The organism is Planococcus maritimus (assembly GCF_001687625.2).
Taxonomy (GTDB): Bacteria; Bacillota; Bacilli; order Bacillales_A; family Planococcaceae; genus Planococcus; species Planococcus maritimus.
Genome location: NZ_CP016538.2, coordinates 432,360 through 450,616 on the forward strand (window position 1 = coordinate 432,360; position 18,257 = coordinate 450,616).

An 18,257-nucleotide genomic window follows, 5' to 3' on the forward strand; every position below is an offset into this window, starting at 1 on the left:
GGCGCGTAGCGGCTGAGGAGGCTTGGGCGCGAGCCCACGGAAAGCGAGCGATAAGCTTCGGAAAATACGACTTTTCACCTTTCTCGACAACGTAAAAAGACGCGTCTATGCAGACGCGTCTTTTTGTCGTTCGGCTATGAGTGGTTGATTTTTCAAGGCGTCATCGAGCTTCATCTGCTCAAGTTCGAGACGCAGCTTCTGCGTTTCGATAACGTAATTGTCATGCTTGAGTTTTTCGAGTTCCACTTCCGTCTCGAGTGCCTGCTGGTGCATTTTTTTCTTTCTGGTCAAATAGTCTGTCCAGATAGCGACGAGGGGAATGGAAAAGACCATGATGACGGCTACCAGTCCTGTCATAGTGTTCACCTCTATTCAGATTATTCTGCATATAAATAAGTATACACGTTATTCTTGATTTTAGAAAGTTGTGGAAAAGCAAAAACCATGACAGGTGTCATGTGCGGAAACAGACGTTTATGCCTTATGAAGAAGGCGGAAGGGGCGTAATATGTGGATTAACAAGTAAACAGGTGGGCACGCCCATTTTAGGAGGAAGACAAGAGATGAGCAAAGAAAAGACAGCGCAATTACGTAAGTTTGTCGCCCCTTTCGAAAAAGCAGATGTTAAAGCAAGCGTTCAACAAATGATCAATACCATACCACCATTTCTCGTTCTTTGGTTTTTAGCATATCTCGCGTTGGATGTTTCCGTTTGGTTGACAGTCGGGATTTCCATTGTCGCAGCTGGATTTGTCGTTCGCATGTTCATCATTTTCCATGATTGCACACATGGCTCGTTCTTCAAAAACAAAAAAGCGAACGCAGTCGTCGGAACGATTACCGGAATCTTAACCCTTTTCGCTTATGAAAAATGGAAACGCGAGCACGCGATCCATCACGCGTCGAGTGGTAATCTTGACAAGCGCGGAGTCGGTGACATCTGGGTCATGACAATTGACGAGTATGTAGAAGCTTCTAAATGGGAACGTTTCAAATACCGCATGTACCGCAACCCTCTCGTTATGTTTGGCTTAGGGCCATTATTCCTAGTCTTAATCTCAAGCCGTTTCAACCGTAAAGATGCACGCAAGAAAGAGCGCAACAACACGTATTTGATCAATGCTTCACTAGTAGTCCTTTACACGGTCATGATCTTGGCGATCGGTTGGCAGGCATTCGTATTGATCCAAGGTACGATCATGTTTACTGCTGGGGCACTGGGCATTTGGTTGTTCTACATCCAGCATACATTCGAAGATTCGTATTTTGAGGACGAAAGCGAATGGGATTATGTGAAAGCAGCAATCGAAGGCAGCTCGTACTACGAATTGCCGAAAGTTCTGCAATGGGTGACTGGCAACATCGGCTTCCACCATGTTCATCACTTGAGCCCGCGTGTGCCGAACTATAATTTGGAAAAAGCGCATGTATCGACACCGCCGCTTCAAAAAGCGACGACGGTCAACTTGAAAACAAGCTTCCAATCGTTGAAGTACAAAGTATACGACGAAGAGAACAAAAGATTTGTGACATTCGGTGCCATCAAGCATTTGCTTGGCGAGTCTCGGACAGCACAGCAATAAAGCGGAACTGCCCTTGCCCCTCATTAGAGGCAAGGGCAGTTTTTCTTTAAACGCGCTTCAATGGCAATAGGGGTTTTCTTTTTAGCTTCGAGCTTTGATATGATAGAAGAAAGAAACATGAGGAGGCAATTATGCAGAACTGGTATCAAATTTTCCCCCGTAATACGTGGCTAAGCATCTATGCCTGGACAATCTTTTGCATTTTGCCATTCTTTTTCATTTTCCGTTCGTCTTCTCTGACGGAAATCGTAGCAGGTATTGTCTTGCTAGTGGCGTTTTTTATTGCTTATCGCCTGTCGTTTAGTTCACATTCTTTTTTCGTGTACTTGTGGGTGAGTGTTGAGATGATCATCAACGTCGCGATGATTTTTTTATTCGGCTATGTTTACCTGGCAATTTTTTTGGCATTCTTTATCGGCAATATCCGTAGCAAAGTCGGGTTTTTCATCATTTATGGCCTGCATATCGGAACGACGATCGCGGCTATTATTTACGGGATGATCATGGATTTTGAATTGTATATGACACAATTGCCATTCATCATCTTGAGTGTTCTCGGCGTCATCTTACTGCCGTTTAATACTTATAACCGGCATAAACGCGAGAAGCTCGAAGGGGCGCTCGAAGACGCCAATAAACGGATTTCTCAGTTGGTATTGATTGAAGAACGCGAACGGATCGCACGTGATCTGCACGATACGCTTGGCCAAAAATTATCGTTGATCGGCTTGAAAAGCGACTTAGCGGGGAAACTACTTAGTAAAGACCCTGAACGCGCAGCGGCTGAGATCCAAGACGTTCGCCAGACGGCGCGCACAGCGTTGAAAGAAGTGCGGGAGTTGGTGACAGATATGCGCGGCACCAAACTCGAAGACGAGCTAGTGCGCATTCAGCAAATCTTGCGGGCCGCGGACATGGATTTTGTATTTTATGGCAACGCCAAGCTCAACAACACACCACTGTTGATGGAGCATGTACTGAGCATGTGTTTGAAAGAAGCGGTGACTAATGTCGTGAAACATAGCGCAGCGTCTCGTTGTACGGTGCTGATCAAGCAGACACCGAACGACATTCTGGTGCAAGTGCAAGACGATGGCGTGGGCTTTCCTGAAGGCAATCCGCTCGTTCAAGGAAATGGGCTGACGGGCATGCGGGAGCGGCTAGATTTCGTTAATGGGCAAGTTGATGTCGAAGTGATGGATGGCACGACTTTGAACATTCGAGTGCCCAACGTCATTCTTTATCAAGATTTGGAGGGGAGAAATTCATGATTCGAATCGTATTGGCGGAAGACCAGCGCATGATGCTTGGGGCGCTTGGGTCATTATTGGATCTAGAAGATGATTTGGAAGTGGTGGGCATGGCGCCGAATGGGGAAGAAGCGGTTCGCTTGGTGGAGGAGCTGAATCCTGATGTCTGCATCATGGATATTGAAATGCCGGTCAAGAGCGGGCTGGATGCGGCAGAAGCCTTGAAAGACCACCCATGCAAGACCATCATCCTGACGACGTTCGCCCGTTCAGGTTATTTCGAACGGGCACGGAAAGCTGGCGTCAGCGGCTATCTATTGAAAGACAGCCCGAGCGAGGAACTCGGCACTTCGATCCGCACCATCATGGATGGCCGCCGGATTTATGCGCCGGAACTCGTCGATTTGGCGTATGCCGGAAGCAATCCGCTGACCGAACGCGAGCGCCAAGTCATGGAATTGATCACAGAAGGGCGCAGCACGAAGGAAATTGCGAAAGAGTTGTTCATTACGACAGGGACCGTACGCAATTACATTTCCACGATTCTTGATAAACTTGAAGCGAGCAATCGAATTGAAGCCATTGCGCGTTATCGTGAGAAAAGCTGAACGCCCAAAATAGCAGGGCAGGAAAACGATTGTGTTTCCCGTCCTGCTATTGGCTTCACTCGTATAATTTTTCCTGCAGTGAATCGTCTTCCGCATAAATGTGAAGTTCGCCGTTGTTGCGGTTGACGTAACGCTTCGCTTCGCCCATCAAGTCATCCTTTGTATCTTCAATGAGGATGGCTTTTTTGCTGTCTTTCTTCTTCAACTGCCATCCTTCCGAATGCTTGCGGATTTCGTAGACCGGGGCGTCGCTATCGCCTTCTACGGTATCCCGTGCCTGATCGAGCGCAATCGGTATGGCGCGTCCTTCTTCGTACCCATCACGTAAAAGGGCATTGGCAATCTCAATCGCTTTGTTGCGAACAGCCTCATCCAAATTTTTGAAAGAATCCGGGTAATCGTTCTTATTCCATGGCATATTTATCGCCTCCTTGCCTCTCTATGCCCATTTAAATAGGAAATAAAACGCAAAGCCCCCTTTTCATCTAAGCTCATTATGTTAAAGTGTTTAATAAGGAGGAGATGTCATGACAGATACAACCTATCAAATCATAGCCTTACTCGTGTACCTCGCGGCTATGCTATTCATTGGCTGGTATGCGTATAAGAAGACAGCCGACTTATCCGATTACATGCTCGGGGGAAGGGGACTCGGCCCATCCGTTGCAGCTCTCAGTGCCGGCGCATCCGATATGTCTGGATGGCTATTGCTCGGACTGCCTGGCGCCATTTACGTTGGCGGGCTCGTGGAAGTCTGGATCGCCATCGGGTTAACCATCGGTGCATTTCTGAACTGGTTCTTTGTTGCGCCTCGTCTACGGATCTACTCATTCGTCACCAGTGATTCCATCACCATTCCTAGCTTCTTAGAAAATCGTTTAAAAGATAGTTCGCGCCTATTGCGGATTGTCGCTGGTATTATCATTTTGATTTTCTTCACATTCTACGTTTCATCCGGAATGGTAGCTTCTGGCTTATTCTTCCAGAGCTCATTCGGAATGGATTACCATCTTGGCCTCGTTATTGGTTCCGTGGTAGTTGTTGCATACACATTATTCGGCGGGTTTCTCGCCGTCAGTTACACGGACTTTGTTCAAGGGGTCATGATGTTCTTGTCGCTTATTGCAGTACCGGTCGTCGGGATTTTCGTTACCGGCGGATTCGGGGAAACAGCAGCAAGTATTCGGGAAGTCGATCCGAACATGTTGAGCCTTGTGTCAGGGGCCTCTACGATCGGCGTTATTTCAGCCGCTGCCTGGGGTCTTGGTTACTTCGGCCAGCCACATATCATCGTCCGTTTTATGGCCATTAAAACCTTGAAGGAAGTTCGTACAGCCCGCCGCATCGGTATGGGCTGGATGATCTTAAGCCTTATCGGGGCAACGGGTACGGCTTTGATCGGGATTGCGTATTTCCAGCAAAATCCTGGATCTACATTGGTGGACCCGGAAGCAGTTTTCTTGGACATGAGCCAAGTACTGTTCCATCCGCTAGTGGCAGGCTTTGTCCTGGCAGCAGTTCTAGCAGCAATTATGAGTACGATTTCGTCTCAATTGCTGGTCAGCTCATCTGCCTTGATCGAAGATTTGTACAAAATCGCTTTCAAAAAAGAGTCTAGCGCGAAAGGTTATGTCATGCTTGGGCGTATCGCTGTAGCAGCCATCGCTGTTATCGCGGCCACGCTTGCATGGGAGCAGAACAATACCATCCTTGGATTGGTCGCTTATGCATGGGCAGGATTCGGTGCTGCTTTTGGCCCGATCATTTTGCTGTCGCTCTTCTGGCGCAAGCTTACTGCTAAAGGTGCACTCGCTGGTATGCTCGTTGGTGCCATCACGGTTATCATCTGGGATCTAGTGGGTAATATGGAAGGCGCTTCTGCTAATGATCTAACCATGTTCATGGGCAGCGTCTACGAAATCATCCCTGGCTTCTTCCTTAGCTGGTTAGCTACTTGGGGTGTCAGCTTGATGACATACAAACCTAATGCTGAAATCGATGCAGAATTCGATGAAACCGTTCGCTTGATCGAAGAAGACAAAAACTAAAAAAACGAAACAGGCGATCCTCATTTGTGAGGATCGCCTGTTTTTTGTGTTTAGCTTGTTTGGGTATCATCATGGTTGAACATCCAGACGATGCCATATTTGTCTTCTACAATGCCGTATCCAGGACTCCAAAACGTTTCCTGCAACTCCATATGGACGGTTCCGTCTTGTCCGAGCTGATTGAACTCGGTCTTCATTTTCGTCAAATCATTCGATAGGACGGTGACGTTGATGTTTTCGCCAAACCTAATGGGTTCATTTGTCATGGCATCTGAAAACATGACAGCACTGCCATGAATATTCAAATTCGCGTGCATGACCCGGGCTTTCATCTCTTCTGGCATATCCTGTCCGGGCTCGGGGGGCATGTCGCCAAAGCGTGAAAGTTCGGGTGGTTCCGTACCGAATATGGTTGCGTAATAGCCTACTGCCTCTTTGCAGTTTCCATTGAAAATCATATAAACGTTGATAGACATGGGGAAAACTCCTTTCTATGATTATGTAAAATACGAACAAACATTCTCTTTTTTATTATATACTCCTTACGCCGAAAGTAAAGGGTTTTTAATTGAATAATCAGTTTTTTTGTGAAGAGAGCCGGTAAATACAATCCAATAGAAAAACTGCCTTAACAGCTATGAATCATGTGCTGTTAAGGCAGTGTCGTTTTGCATTACTTATTTTGTTGTTTTCGTGCTTCGCGTTCCAATCGTCTGAAACGGCGTAATTCAGATTTGCGGATCGGCGGTGCTTCGCCGCGGATGATTTTGGTGAACGACCAAAGCATCAGCAGCAACAGCACCGTAAACGGCAGGGCCGATATGAGCGAGGCGGTTTGCAAGGCGCTAAGTCCGCCAGCGTAAAGGAGGACAGCTGCGATTGCAGACATCAAAACGCCCCAAATGACTTTGAACAATGTTGGCGGGTTCAAGCTGCCGAAACTAGTCATTGTCGCCAAGATGTATGTAGCGGAGTCAGCTGATGTCACTAGGAAAGTGAAGATCAGCAAAATCGCCAATACGGACATAATGGTCGACAACGGGAGCACGTCAAAGGTTTGGAACAATGCAGAAGTCAAATCTACATTGACCGCTTCCGCAATGCCTGATTGCTGGTTCAGGTCATACCATAAGGCCGTACCGCCGAAGACGGCGATCCACACGCAAGCGATGGCTGGCGGAATGACCAGCACACCAAAGACGAATTCGCGGATGGTGCGCCCGCGTGAAACCCGTGCAACGAACGCTCCGACAAATGGAGACCAAGCAGTTGCCCAAGCCCAGTAGAAAATGGTCCAGCCAAGCACCCATTCTCCTTCAGTATAGGGCTCCATGCGCAAGCTATACTGAACAAAATTGGTGATGTAATCGCCGATTGCGAGCGTAAACGTATCCATAATGAATACTGTCGGGCCTGCAAAGAAAACGAAGACCATTAACACAAGTGCCAAGCCTAAGTTCAAATTACTTAAATAAGCAATCCCTTTATGAAGACCTGTGGAAGAAGACAAAGTATAGGCGGCGAACATGACACCGATAATCGCCAATTGGATCGGAAAGGCATTGTCGATGCCAAAGACGGCGTTCAATCCGCCATTCATCTGCAAGACGCCTAGACCTAGTGAAGTCGCGATCCCCATGACAGTCGCAATGACGGCGAGTGAATCAATCGTATGTTTGACCACTGGTTTTGCACCGAGGACTGGTTCAAGTGCAGTCGAGACAAGTCCTGGCTTTTTGCGTCTGAACTGCAGGAAGCCGATAACCAACCCGACGATTGCAAAAACTGACCATTGGCTAATGCCCCAGTGGAAGAACGAATAGCCCATCGCAATGCGCGCGGCTTCTTCTGTTTGTCCTTCAGTGCCGAACGGCGTGGTGAAGAAGTGACTCATCGGTTCCGCAACGCCCCAGAATACGAGCCCTGCACCGAAACCGGCTGAAAATAGCATGCCGATCCAAGTGAAGAAAGGGAATTCCGGACGGTCAGAGTCGGCGCCAAGCCGAATGCTGCCATATTTACTAATAGCAATGATGATTAGGAAAAGGGTGATGATGAAGACTGCGAGTAAGTAGAACCAACCGAAGTTCAAAGTAGTGAAGTTAAATAAGGTGCCGGCGACTTCGCCGAAACGAATCGGCATGAATGCCCCAGCAACAACCAACAGCAGGATCACGGCTGTTGATATGAGAAACACGGGGTTTGTCAATAATTTTTTATCCATGATGACCTCCTTTAAAATATAGTGATTATCTTTTCCTATACCCTAGCGTATCGAAAATGATGCCTAAAAACCACCCATTTTCCGGAAAAATCAGAATTAGCTGGACAAAAGAGACCATATACACAGCAAATCAACCGTGCTAGAGGGTATGATAATTAGATAGAAGAAACAAGCAATTCACAAGAAAGGGAGTGTCTGCAGAATGAAATTGGATCACATCGTTCACTTTACCCATACAGACCCAAAAGCCAGTAGCAAGTTTTGGAATGACAATGGATTCCACGCCATTACAGGGGGCAGCCATAAAAACTGGGGCACTCACAATGCCCTTATGTACGGCCCGGATTATTATATAGAATGGCTTACAGTTGAAGATGAACATGTGGCACTAGGTTCTAAGCATCCATTAGTCGAGCAACTGCGCTATGACGACAGAGGCTTCGGAACAATTTGCCTGCGCTCTGACGATTTAGATCAATTGGCAAGAGAAATTGAAAGGAAAGGGTTCCAGACTATCGGGCCAATGGACGCTGAACGGTTGACCGAAACGGGTGAGACCATCCGTTGGCGTTTACTTTTCATCGATCAGCCCATTTCATCCGCTTTGCCCTTGCCGTTTTTTATTGAATGGCAAGAGCGGGATGAGGCGCGTTTTGCTGGCTTGAAGAAAAAAGGCGCCATTACGAAACTCAATGAAAGTTTGCGCTTGGAGGCGCTCGTTTTTTCGGTAAAAGATCCAGCGCAAAGTGAAGCGGAGTGGAAAAGCTTGCTCGGAAATTCCCTTGCCCTGGAAAATTGTCAGCTGTTGTTTGAGCTGGGAGATGGGCCGGAACGTTTGCGAGAAGTGCGTTTCGAATCAGTTGAGCGGGAAATCGTTTTTGAGAAAGGGATTTACCAGGCGCCGCGTTTCGGATAGGGCCGGCAGTGGTAGTGTGATACGATAGAAAGAAATGTGAAACGGATACCTATAGGAACGGGTGGAATGAAAGTTCTGCCGAAGGAGGCAACAAGAGATGGAACAATTAGTGGAAAAAGCGATTATTGTGGGTGTTCAATTGCAAAAAGACACTCATTTTGAATACAGCATGGAAGAATTACGGAATTTAGCAGGGGCGCTCGGCGTTGAAGTGGTGGGCGAACTTCACCAAAATTTAGAGCGCGTGAATCCGGCCCATTACGTTGGCACTGGGAAAGTGGAAGAAGCCAAAGTAATGTATGAGGAAACAGATGCCAACTTAATCATCTTCAACGATGAATTATCGCCGTCTCAAATCCGCAATCTGGAAGAAGAATTGGAATGCAAAGTCATTGACCGGACGATGCTTATTTTGGATATTTTCTCGAGGCGCGCCCGCACCCGTGAAGCACAAGTGCAGGTTGAACTGGCGCAATTACAGTATATGCTGCCACGCCTAGTCGGCTTGCGTGCTTCGCTCGGACGACAAGGCGGCGCTAGTAGCGGCGGGCTTGCCAACCGTGGTGCCGGGGAGACAAAACTTGAGCTAGACCGGCGGAAAATCGAAGACCAGATCACCAAGCTTAGACGGGAACTCGACCAAGTGAAAGAGCAACGTACCACACAGCGAAAGCAACGCTTGAAAAAGGGCTTACCGGTTGTATCGCTTGTTGGATACACCAACGCAGGCAAGTCGACGGTCCTCAACAGCTTATTGTTGAAGACGGGGCAGGACGCGGACAAGCAGGTTTTTGAAAAAGATATGCTGTTCGCAACTTTGGATACTTCCATTCGCCAAATCCGTCTAGAAGACAACAAGACGTTTTTGCTGTCGGACACGGTCGGATTTGTCAGTCGCTTACCGCACCATCTCGTCAAAGCATTCCGCTCGACATTAGAAGAAGCACGCAACGCAGATTTATTGCTTCACGTGGTCGACGTATCGAACGATGAGCGCGACTATATGATGGAAGTGACCGAGGCGACTTTGCAGGACGTAGGCGTCGAAAATGTTCCGACTTTATATGTCTATAATAAATCGGACCTCGCTGGCGTCGCGTACCCAAGAAAAAGTACCGATGCGGTCTGGATTTCTGCAAAAGAAGGCGCAGGGCTCGATGAACTGATCGAGAGCATCCGTGACCGGCTCTTTGCGAACCACGTCATGTGCCGAATGGAAATCCCATTTGGACGCGGGGATGTCGTCGCATATTTAAGTGATCATGCGAGCATTAAAGAAACCGAATACGGTGAAACTGGCACCTTGATCACCGTGGAATTAAGCCGCGCGGATTATGACCGTTACGAGCAGTTCGTCGTAGGCAAATAATTAAGCGTCTGAAAGATAAGGGAAGAAGCCGGGGAATATCTCCGGCTTCTTTTTTTTACGGAAAATCCTTATTCTTAGTGCGGGATAATTAAGCGGCTGTAAATTGGGTAAACTGTGAGTAAGGGCAGAATGCTGTATAATGGACGACAAGTCTTGATAAGGAGAGTGAACGCCATGAGAAAATGGGTGGCAGTCATCGGAACGAGTGCTGCTGTTATCGGCCTTGGCGCATGCAGTAGTGCGGAAGCGCCGACAACAACTGAAGAGGAAAATGAAAATCCAACACAGGAAACTCAGGACAAATCACAGAGCGCTTCAAAAGTTTACACACAAGCGGTAGAGGCTTCTCGGCAAGTTGAGAGTTTACGTGCAAAGTCACATACTGAACAACAGATGAAAATGCAGCCAGATGGCATGGAAATCGACATGACGGTGGATTCAGACATGGAAATGACCTATGAGCCTCTGGCATTTCACCAAAAAGGAGAGACCAGCATTGTATCCGAGGATATCGACAACACCAATCCGATGCTGACGGAAATGTATATGACCGAAGAAGGGTTATATATGCATGAAACGTCTGTCGACATGTGGCTGAAGATGCCGGAAGAAATGCAAGAAAACATGCAGTCGATTGCCGGACAGCAATCAGCCGACCCTGCGCGCCAATTGGACGAACTCGGTGATTTCGAGGAGGATTTCGTGCTGGAGGAAACAGATGAAGTCTACATCCTGACGCTCGATGCCTCAGGAGAAGAGTTCCAGGAACTGACGGATGAACAATTGGAGAAAACGCTGGGACAAATGGAGATCGAAGCCCCTCTAGCTCCGGAAGACCTAGAAGTGCATGCTGTGAACTACGTCATCACGCTGGATAAGGAAACGTATTTAGCGGACCGTATGGAAGTCGATATGGAGCTTGATGTCGATGTGCGCGGTGAAATGATGGCGATCGAATCGCAGATGCAAGTGGACTACAGCGATTACAACGCCATCGATCCGATCGAAATCCCGCCGGAAGTATTGGAACAAGCACAGGAAATCGAATTTTAATAATGAGAACGGCAAGCAGAGGGAACTTTCCTCTGCTTTTTTGTATGGGAACGATTCTGTGCAACCGGTGACGCCAAATCCTTCGCTACACTCTAACCCCCAACCCAGGAAGCGATTTCCCTACTAGCCGGAAACGCCTAAAGAAGCAGATCCGGCTAAACACACTTCAATCAATGAAATCTCGCAGCCGACCTGCGTCAAGGGTGAGCCGAAACAATGAGACAAGTGCTCTTTTTGGCTCATTGTGAAAGGCCAACCCAAAGCAGAGCGGCGACTCCACAAGCGACGCCAAATCCTTCGCTACACTCTAACCCCCAACCCAAGAAGCGATTCCCCAACTAGCAGGAAACGCCTAAAGAAGCAGATCTGGCTAAACACACTTCAATCAATGAAATGTCTCAGCCGACCTGCGTCAAGGGTGAGCCGAAACAATGAGACAAGCGCTCTTCTTGGCTCATTGTGAAAGGCCAACCCAAAGCAGGGCGGCGACTCCACAAGCGACGCCAAATCCTTCGTCCAACCTGATTCCCAACCCAGGAAGCGATTCCCCCGCTAGCCGGAAACTGTGTAAAGAAGCAGATCCGGCTAAACACACTTTAATCAATGAAATCTCCCAGCCGCCCAGCGCAAAGGGGTGAGCCGAAACAATGAGACAAGCGTTCTTCTTGGCTCATTGTGAAAGGCCAACCCAAAGCAGGGTGGCGACTCCAAAAGCGACGCCATTCACATGCTAAATTTGAAAACCCCGTGAACACTTAAAAATGCAAGCCTTCTCATTGAAAATAGTTCTCAATTATCCCTTGACGTCACTTTTTATACTGCTATACTAAAAAACAGTTAATCGTTGATAATCATTATCATTCTCAATTGGTAATCGCATTAGATAGGGAGCGGCATTACATGAAAAAACGTATTCTAATACCCATATTGATCCTTTTATCGTTCATCTCCCTGTTTGTCGGAGTTAGCAGTATTAGTCCGCTCGACCTTCTGGATTTTCAATCAGAAGAAACGCAGATTTTCCTCGTTAGCCGTTTTCCTCGACTCGTCGCGATTTTGCTTGCGGGAGCAGGCATGAGCATGGCGGGGCTCATCATGCAGCAATTGAGCCGCAATAAATTCGTCTCGCCGACAACTGCCGGGACGCTCGATGCGACACGTCTCGGGATTCTCGTCTCGATGTTATTGTTTGCGAATGCATCGATGATTGAAAAAATGGCGGTGGCTTTCTTCTTCGCACTCGCCGGCACGTTCTTGTTCATGCAAATCCTCAACCGCATCAAATTCAAAGATGCCATCTTTATTCCGCTCATCGGCTTGATGTTCGGCAATATCCTGTCTTCGATCACCACGTTTTTCGCCTACCGCGCAGACGTTATCCAGAACATGTCAGCTTGGCTGCAGGGCGATTTCTCGATGGTCATGAAAGGTAGTTATGAACTTCTTTACATCAGCGTGCCCGTTTTCATCATCGCTTATATGTACGCCAACCGCTTTACAGTCGCAGGGATGGGGGAGGATTTCTCCAAAAATCTCGGACTGAAATATCGCAGTGTTGTCAACATCGGCTTGACCTTGGTGGCGCTCATTACAGCGACTGTCGTATTGACTGTTGGAATGATTCCATTTCTCGGCTTGATTATTCCGAATATCGTCTCCATCTTCAAGGGAGACCATCTTCAAAAAACCTTGCCGCATACCGCAATGCTCGGAGCCATTTTCTTATTGGTGTGCGACATTCTCGGGCGGGTCTTGATTTATCCGTATGAGATCACGATCAGCCTGATGGTCGGTGTCATCGGAAGCTTTATCTTTCTAATCATGCTGTTTAGGAGGAAAGCATATGCGTGACATACATAAAATGTGGATTTTGATCTTACTTGCCACGGCAGCGTGCGGTTTGTATTTATTCGATAATTTGAATGGCAGTTTCGATTATGCATTGCCAAGACGAGGTGTCAAAGTCTTTGCGATGGTGCTGACAGGTGTGGCGATTGCTTATGCGACAGTGGTATTCCAAACCATTACACACAACCGCATTTTGACACCGAGCATTATGGGCTTGGATTCGCTGTATATGCTATTGCAGACATTGTTGATATTCTTCCTGGGGTCAGGGCACATCACGATCATCAACCAGCAAGTGAACTTCTTGCTGTCAATCGCCGTCATGGTCGTCTTCGCGTTATTGTTCTATAAATTACTGTTCAAAAAAGATAACCAGCCGATTTATTTCTTATTGCTAATCGGTATCATTCTCGGTACGTTTTTCGGCAGCGTCTCGACTTTCCTGCAGGTACTGATCGACCCGAACGAATTCCAGATCGTCCAAGACCGGATGTTCGCGAGTTTCAATAACGTCAATGCTGATTTGGTGTGGATATCACTGTTCTTCATTATTGTCTTGCTCGGTTTGGCTTGGCGCCATAATGCGTCGCTCGATGTGCTGTCTTTAGGTCGGGACACCGCGGTGAACCTTGGTGTCGGGTATGATGCACTTGTCAAAAAGATGCTTGTGCTTTCTGCAGTATTGATTGCGATTGCCACTGCCTTGGTCGGTCCGATTACGTTTTTCGGCTTGATCGTCGCCAATCTATCCTATCAATTTTTCAAATCCTATAAGCATTCGGTCGTCATTGCCGGTGCGAGCATCATCAGCATCGTGGCACTGGTCGGCGGGCAATGGGTCGTCGAACATATCTTCACGTTTAATACGACGCTCAGTGTCATCATCAATTTCATCGGCGGTATCTATTTCATCTATTTGCTATTAAAGGAGAGTCGGTCTAAATGATCCAAGTACGTGAACTGACGAAATTGTATGGAAAAAAACAAGTGGTGGAAAATGTTTCGGTCGATATTCGGCGGGGCCAGATCACTTCATTCATTGGGCCGAACGGGGCAGGGAAGTCGACGCTCTTGTCGATGGTCAGTCGTTTATTGGATGCAGATACCGGAGAAGTGTTGATCGACAAGACCAATACCAAAGCCATGAAGTCTAATGAATTCTCAAAGCGTGTGTCCATTTTGAAGCAATCGAATTTTATGAATGTGCGCTTGACGATACGAGAATTGGTTTCTTTCGGCCGCTTTCCGTATTCTAAAGGACGCCTGGACGCAGAAGATGAGCAAATGGTCGACCAAGCAATCGGTTATATGGACCTTGAGGACATGGAGCATTCCTATTTGGATGAATTGTCGGGCGGCCAGCGCCAGCGTGCATTTATCGCGATGGTCATTGCGCAAGATACTGATTATGTCCTGCTCGACGAACCATTAAATAACCTGGATATGAAGCACTCGGTACAAATCATGAAAATTTTGCGTCGTTTGGTCGATGAACTCGGCAAAACGGTCATTATCGTTCTTCACGATATCAACTTTGCTTCCGTGTATTCCGACCGCATCGTCGCGCTGAAAAATGGCCGCGTCGTCAAAGACGGGCCGACAGAAGAAATCATTCAATCGGATGCCTTGAAGGAAATTTACGATATGGACATCCCGATCCAACAAATGGATAACTGTCGAATTTGCGTCTATTTCAATTCCTGAACGGCGAAGTTATTGTGTGCGAAAACAAGGAAATGTGGAACCTGTGTGGAAGTGTATTCCATGCAGGTTTTTTAGTGCGCGAAGATTTCTAGAGTGACTGATCGATGTGGCAGGAAAGAAGGTGCAGAGATGAAGCGAGTCTTTTATCCGTTGGCGATGGCGACCTTACTTGGTTTTTTCGGCATCCTTTATTATTATCAACAAGAACCGGCCCGTGAACTGGACGAGCAGGCGGCATCTTGGTTCGGTGGGTTCGGGTGGCTTCAGGCCATGTCGTTCATCGGGGAGCAATGGACGATTTTTGCAGTGAGCTTTTTGCTTCTTGTGTTCTTATGGGCGTTCCGCCAAAACTACAGGGGGATGCTTTTCGTCTTTTTGACGGTGGGGGCAGGAAATGCGTTAAATCATTTGCTGCAGCAATGGTTCGCCCGGCCGATGCCGGGGTTTCCTGAGGAAGTAGCGTCTTATGGCTTTCCGTCCAATCACGCAATGGTTGGCTTATTGTATTTGTTTACCCTTGCTTATTTTCTTGGCGAAAGAGTTGGCACGAAATCGCTTCGCCTGGCGATCTGGCTGGCTGCGATTTTGCTGACATTGCTCACCGCTTTATCGCAAGTGGCCAGCGGTGTTCAATACTTGTCGGATGTGCTGGCAGGGCTGTTCCTCGGCTATACCTTATTCGTTTTGGTGGCCATTTGGTATGAAATGAGGGAGCGGCAATTCCGCAAGCGCCAGTATATGCGCACTGTCGAGCGGGAAGATGTAAATTAGGCCAATAAAAAAACGAACGGAGAATTTATCTCCGTTCGTTTCAGACTGTTGAAAAAGACGCTCTCAACTATGAGAAAGAGCGTCTTTTTCTGATTTTAACAATCAATGACCTCTCTAAGTATTTGGAGAAGCGTTCGCTCGACTCCGGTGGATCAGCGAGACGACCGAGACCCCGCAAGTCGCGAAGCGGCTGAGGAGGCTTGGGCGCGAGCCCACGGAAAGCGAGCGATAAGCTTCGGAAAATACGGTTATTTAACTTTCTCGACAAACTGAAACGAACGGAGAATTTATCTCCGTTCGTTCTTTGTTGAGAACCCCCAAGTTTTTTCTCTCTCTATTTTTATGCTTTGTTTGAAGCTGGCCGTTCTTCCCCCAGTTGGTTCAGGCGGTCTGCGAAATTATCCGCTCTGCCAGATGAACCGCGCAGCACATCTTGCATCGAATAAGCTTGCGAGCCGTGCTCTGCAAAATCCAAACCGGTTTCTTCTTCTTCTGCCGTTACGCGCAGTGGCGTCACGACGCTGATCAATAGCAGGACAGCTCCTGTGGACAAGGAAGCCCAAGCGATAACAGCCAATACACCGACAGCCTGGATGCCGAGAATTTCAGCTCCTCCTCCATAAAGCAATCCGCTGTTGACATCGAAGAATCCGATCGCGAGCGTTCCCCAAACCCCGGCGATTCCGTGAACCGATACAGCCCCTACCGGATCATCCACGCGGATTTTCGTATCCAATAGATGGACAGCTTCCGTCATGATGATACCGGCGATCAAGCCGATCAAGATGGCGCCAAGGAACGACACATTGGCAGCGCCGGCAGTGATGCCGACAAGACCAGCGAGCGCGCCGTTCATCGTCAAAGTGCCATCAATGCGGCCGTAGCGTAAGCGAGTGTAGCCGGCAGTCGCTAGAACACCAGCCGATGCTGCGAGCAAAGTGTTGGCTATGACAGGCGGCACGAGTGCAGGGTCTGCAGCGAGCGTACTGCCGCCATTAAACCCGAACCATCCGAGCCATAGGATGAATACGCCGAGTGCGCCGAGTGGCAAGCTGTGGCCAGGGATCGTATTGACTGTTTTGCCGGAATATTTACCGAGGCGCGGGCCGATTTTCCAAGCCGCGATAAAGGCGGCGACGGCTCCTGTCAAGTGGACGACGGTAGAACCGGCGAAGTCGATAAAGCCAATTTCAGCAAGCCATCCACCTCCCCATACCCAATGGCCGACAACTGGATAAATGATAGCAGTCATAGCGACGGTCAAAAGGATATAGGCAGTCAAATGCATGCGTTCTGCGACGGCGCCAGAAATGATTGTGGCACACGTTGCGGCAAAAACCGCTTGGAAGACGAAGAATCCAATATCCGTAACACCTGATAAAGCGAAACCTTCCGTGCCGATCAAGCCGAACGACGATGGTCCGAACATTAAAGCATAACCGACGATAAAGTAAAGGATTGAGCCGAGTGAGATGGTAATCATGTTTTTCATCAAAATATTAAGGGTATTTTTAGAGCGAGTGAATCCTGTTTCGACCATGGCGAATCCGGCGTGCATGAAAAACACAAGCATGGCACCGAGCATGATCCACAGCATATCAACTGAGCTTTGTACAGCTTCCATAATAATCTCTCCTTATCCTATCGCGACGGTGCCGCGTTCTTTTGTTCTAATCCGGATGGCTTCTTCTAAGGGATAGATGAAGATTTTTCCATCACCGACTTCGCCAGTAGAGGCATAATCGAGGAGTGCTTGGATGATGTCTTCGACTTTTTCATCTTCAACGACCATTTCTAACTTGAGCTTCGGAGAAAACTCCATGCGGTAGGCGTTGCCTCGAAACAGGCCAACGCGTCCTTCTTGTTTGCCGATTCCCGCGATTTCCGTTACGGTCAAGCCGTCGATTCCTTCAAGGGCCAGAGCTTGCCGAACGTCGGCAAAAACAGAATGGCGAATAATAGTTTCAATCTTTTTCATGCTACTTCCTCCTTATGTTAGGTTTTCTAACATGGTTTGCGTGTTAGGTTTGTTAACATATTAATCAATATTTTCTGACAATGCAAGTGTTATTTTTAATATATGTTAGGTTTTCTTACGTGAAAGCGATTGCAAATCGCGCTAATTAACGAAAAAATAAAATTCGATGAATGTAGGAAAGGGTGATAGGAATGTATAGAATTTCTCAAGAATTAGCGGAAATGGGCAAGAAGCGTATCGAAGGGTTTCCGGTAGATGGTTTTGTCTGGGGAACTGGCCCGGAGTCTCCTGCTTTGATGCTGGTTGGAGAAGCGCCAGGGGAGAACGAAGTGGAAACGGGCATCCCGTTTACTGGTCGCGCCGGCAAAGAATTGATGGCATCACTCGAAGGCGTCGGACTCACGCGAGAGGATGTCTATATTACGAGTGCGGTCAGAAGCCGGCCGTATAAATGGGGAGAAAAACGTAGCCGCGGGGGTGAAATGATAAAGCGTAAGTACAACCGTGCCCCCACCAAAAAAGAAATCATTGCTCATGCACCGATTCTGGATGAAGAAATCCGTGCGGTAAAACCGCCTGTAATTGTAACGCTCGGCAATGTCGGCCTGCAGCGACTCATTGGGCGAGAGGCTAAGATCATGCAATTGCACGGAGTTTTAATGGAAACGCCAATTCTTTACTGGGACGAAGAAGCGAGCGCGTTCTTGGAAACGAAAGAGAGCTATCATATTTTTCCGACGTTTCATCCGGCAAGCGTCTTTTACAACCCGCCTGTTCGGGAGCATAAAGATGCGGATTGGGAAAAGCTCGGGCGGTTACTGCGCAACGAAGTGTATAAATAATGGAAAAGCTCTCTTCATTGAAGAAAGTTGTGCAAAGGAAACTTCTGGAGTAGAATAGCTTTA

The 18,257-nt window shown here is 47.8% G+C and carries 18 protein-coding genes; 12 read left to right on the forward strand and 6 right to left on the reverse strand.

Annotation, left to right across the window (positions count from 1 at the left end):
* Nucleotides 1-105: 105 nt before the first annotated feature.
* A complete protein-coding gene (locus BBI11_RS02300) occupies nt 106-357 on the reverse strand; it encodes a hypothetical protein (RefSeq protein ID WP_068488611.1) in 252 nt (83 codons plus the stop codon).
* Between the two features lie 206 nt (nt 358-563).
* Between BBI11_RS02300 and desA the strand changes: the two genes are divergently transcribed.
* The 3 genes from desA (at nt 564) to BBI11_RS02315 (ending at nt 3,441) form a co-directional block, all read left to right on the forward strand.
* Nucleotides 564-1,583 carry a Delta(5) desaturase DesA gene (gene desA, locus BBI11_RS02305; protein ID WP_068460245.1) on the forward strand — a complete coding sequence of 340 codons (1,020 nt, stop codon included), beginning with the start codon at nt 564-566 and terminating at the stop codon, nt 1,581-1,583.
* Between the two features lie 131 nt (nt 1,584-1,714).
* A complete protein-coding gene (locus tag BBI11_RS02310) occupies nt 1,715-2,854 on the forward strand; it encodes a sensor histidine kinase (protein ID WP_068460248.1) in 1,140 nt (379 codons plus the stop codon).
* Nucleotides 2,851-3,441: a response regulator transcription factor gene (locus BBI11_RS02315; RefSeq protein WP_068460250.1), complete on the forward strand. Its 591-nt coding sequence runs from the start codon at nt 2,851-2,853 to the stop codon at nt 3,439-3,441. The genes BBI11_RS02310 and BBI11_RS02315 overlap by 4 nt, the downstream gene beginning before the upstream one ends.
* Before the next feature lie 55 nt (nt 3,442-3,496).
* On the opposite strand, the gene BBI11_RS02320 is transcribed toward BBI11_RS02315, so the two are convergent.
* Nucleotides 3,497-3,859, reverse strand: coding sequence for a DUF2188 domain-containing protein (locus tag BBI11_RS02320; RefSeq protein ID WP_068460252.1), 363 nt, complete (start codon nt 3,857-3,859; stop codon nt 3,497-3,499).
* A gap of 109 nt (nt 3,860-3,968) precedes the next feature.
* Between BBI11_RS02320 and putP the strand changes: the two genes are divergently transcribed.
* Complete coding sequence (gene putP, locus BBI11_RS02325; RefSeq protein ID WP_068460255.1) at nt 3,969-5,489, forward strand: sodium/proline symporter PutP; 1,521 nt, start codon at nt 3,969-3,971, stop codon at nt 5,487-5,489.
* A 50-nt stretch (nt 5,490-5,539) separates the two neighbouring features.
* Here putP and BBI11_RS02330 read toward each other — a convergent pair whose 3' ends face one another.
* Entirely contained in the window at nt 5,540-5,965 is a 426-nt protein-coding gene (locus BBI11_RS02330) for a VOC family protein (RefSeq protein WP_068460257.1), read from the reverse strand.
* 197 nt (nt 5,966-6,162) lie between these two features.
* Nucleotides 6,163-7,713 (reverse strand): BCCT family transporter, encoded by a 1,551-nt coding sequence (locus tag BBI11_RS02335; protein ID WP_068460259.1) that lies wholly within the window; start codon nt 7,711-7,713, stop codon nt 6,163-6,165.
* Between the two features lie 202 nt (nt 7,714-7,915).
* On the opposite strand from BBI11_RS02335, the gene BBI11_RS02340 reads away from it, so the two are divergent.
* From BBI11_RS02340 to BBI11_RS02370, 7 genes are all read left to right on the forward strand, one after another.
* Entirely contained in the window at nt 7,916-8,629 is a 714-nt protein-coding gene (locus BBI11_RS02340) for a VOC family protein (RefSeq protein WP_068460261.1), read from the forward strand.
* A 97-nt stretch (nt 8,630-8,726) separates the two neighbouring features.
* A complete protein-coding gene (gene hflX / locus BBI11_RS02345) occupies nt 8,727-9,998 on the forward strand; it encodes a GTPase HflX (RefSeq protein WP_068460263.1) in 1,272 nt (423 codons plus the stop codon).
* A gap of 174 nt (nt 9,999-10,172) precedes the next feature.
* Nucleotides 10,173-11,051 (forward strand): DUF6612 family protein, encoded by an 879-nt coding sequence (locus tag BBI11_RS02350; RefSeq protein ID WP_068460266.1) that lies wholly within the window; start codon nt 10,173-10,175, stop codon nt 11,049-11,051.
* Between the two features lie 900 nt (nt 11,052-11,951).
* Nucleotides 11,952-12,902, forward strand: coding sequence for an ABC transporter permease (locus BBI11_RS02355; protein ID WP_068460268.1), 951 nt, complete (start codon nt 11,952-11,954; stop codon nt 12,900-12,902).
* The gene (locus tag BBI11_RS02360) at nt 12,895-13,845 is read left to right on the forward strand and encodes an iron chelate uptake ABC transporter family permease subunit (protein ID WP_068460270.1); all 951 of its coding nucleotides are present in this window, start codon (nt 12,895-12,897) and stop codon (nt 13,843-13,845) included. The genes BBI11_RS02355 and BBI11_RS02360 overlap by 8 nt, the downstream gene beginning before the upstream one ends.
* A complete protein-coding gene (locus BBI11_RS02365; RefSeq protein WP_068460272.1) occupies nt 13,842-14,603 on the forward strand; it encodes an iron ABC transporter ATP-binding protein in 762 nt (253 codons plus the stop codon). The genes BBI11_RS02360 and BBI11_RS02365 overlap by 4 nt, the downstream gene beginning before the upstream one ends.
* A 129-nt stretch (nt 14,604-14,732) precedes the next feature.
* Entirely contained in the window at nt 14,733-15,374 is a 642-nt protein-coding gene (locus tag BBI11_RS02370) for a phosphatase PAP2 family protein (protein ID WP_068460274.1), read from the forward strand.
* 340 nt (nt 15,375-15,714) lie between these two features.
* Here the strand turns inward: BBI11_RS02370 and BBI11_RS02375 are convergent, their stop codons facing one another.
* Nucleotides 15,715-16,998 (reverse strand): ammonium transporter, encoded by a 1,284-nt coding sequence (locus tag BBI11_RS02375; protein WP_068460277.1) that lies wholly within the window; start codon nt 16,996-16,998, stop codon nt 15,715-15,717.
* Between the two features lie 12 nt (nt 16,999-17,010).
* Nucleotides 17,011-17,352, reverse strand: coding sequence for a P-II family nitrogen regulator (locus BBI11_RS02380; protein ID WP_068460279.1), 342 nt, complete (start codon nt 17,350-17,352; stop codon nt 17,011-17,013).
* Nucleotides 17,353-17,543: 191 nt separating this feature from the next.
* Here BBI11_RS02380 and BBI11_RS02385 point away from each other — a divergent pair, with 191 nt between their 5' ends.
* Entirely contained in the window at nt 17,544-18,194 is a 651-nt protein-coding gene (locus tag BBI11_RS02385; protein ID WP_068460281.1) for a uracil-DNA glycosylase, read from the forward strand.
* Nucleotides 18,195-18,257: the final 63 nt, after the last annotated feature.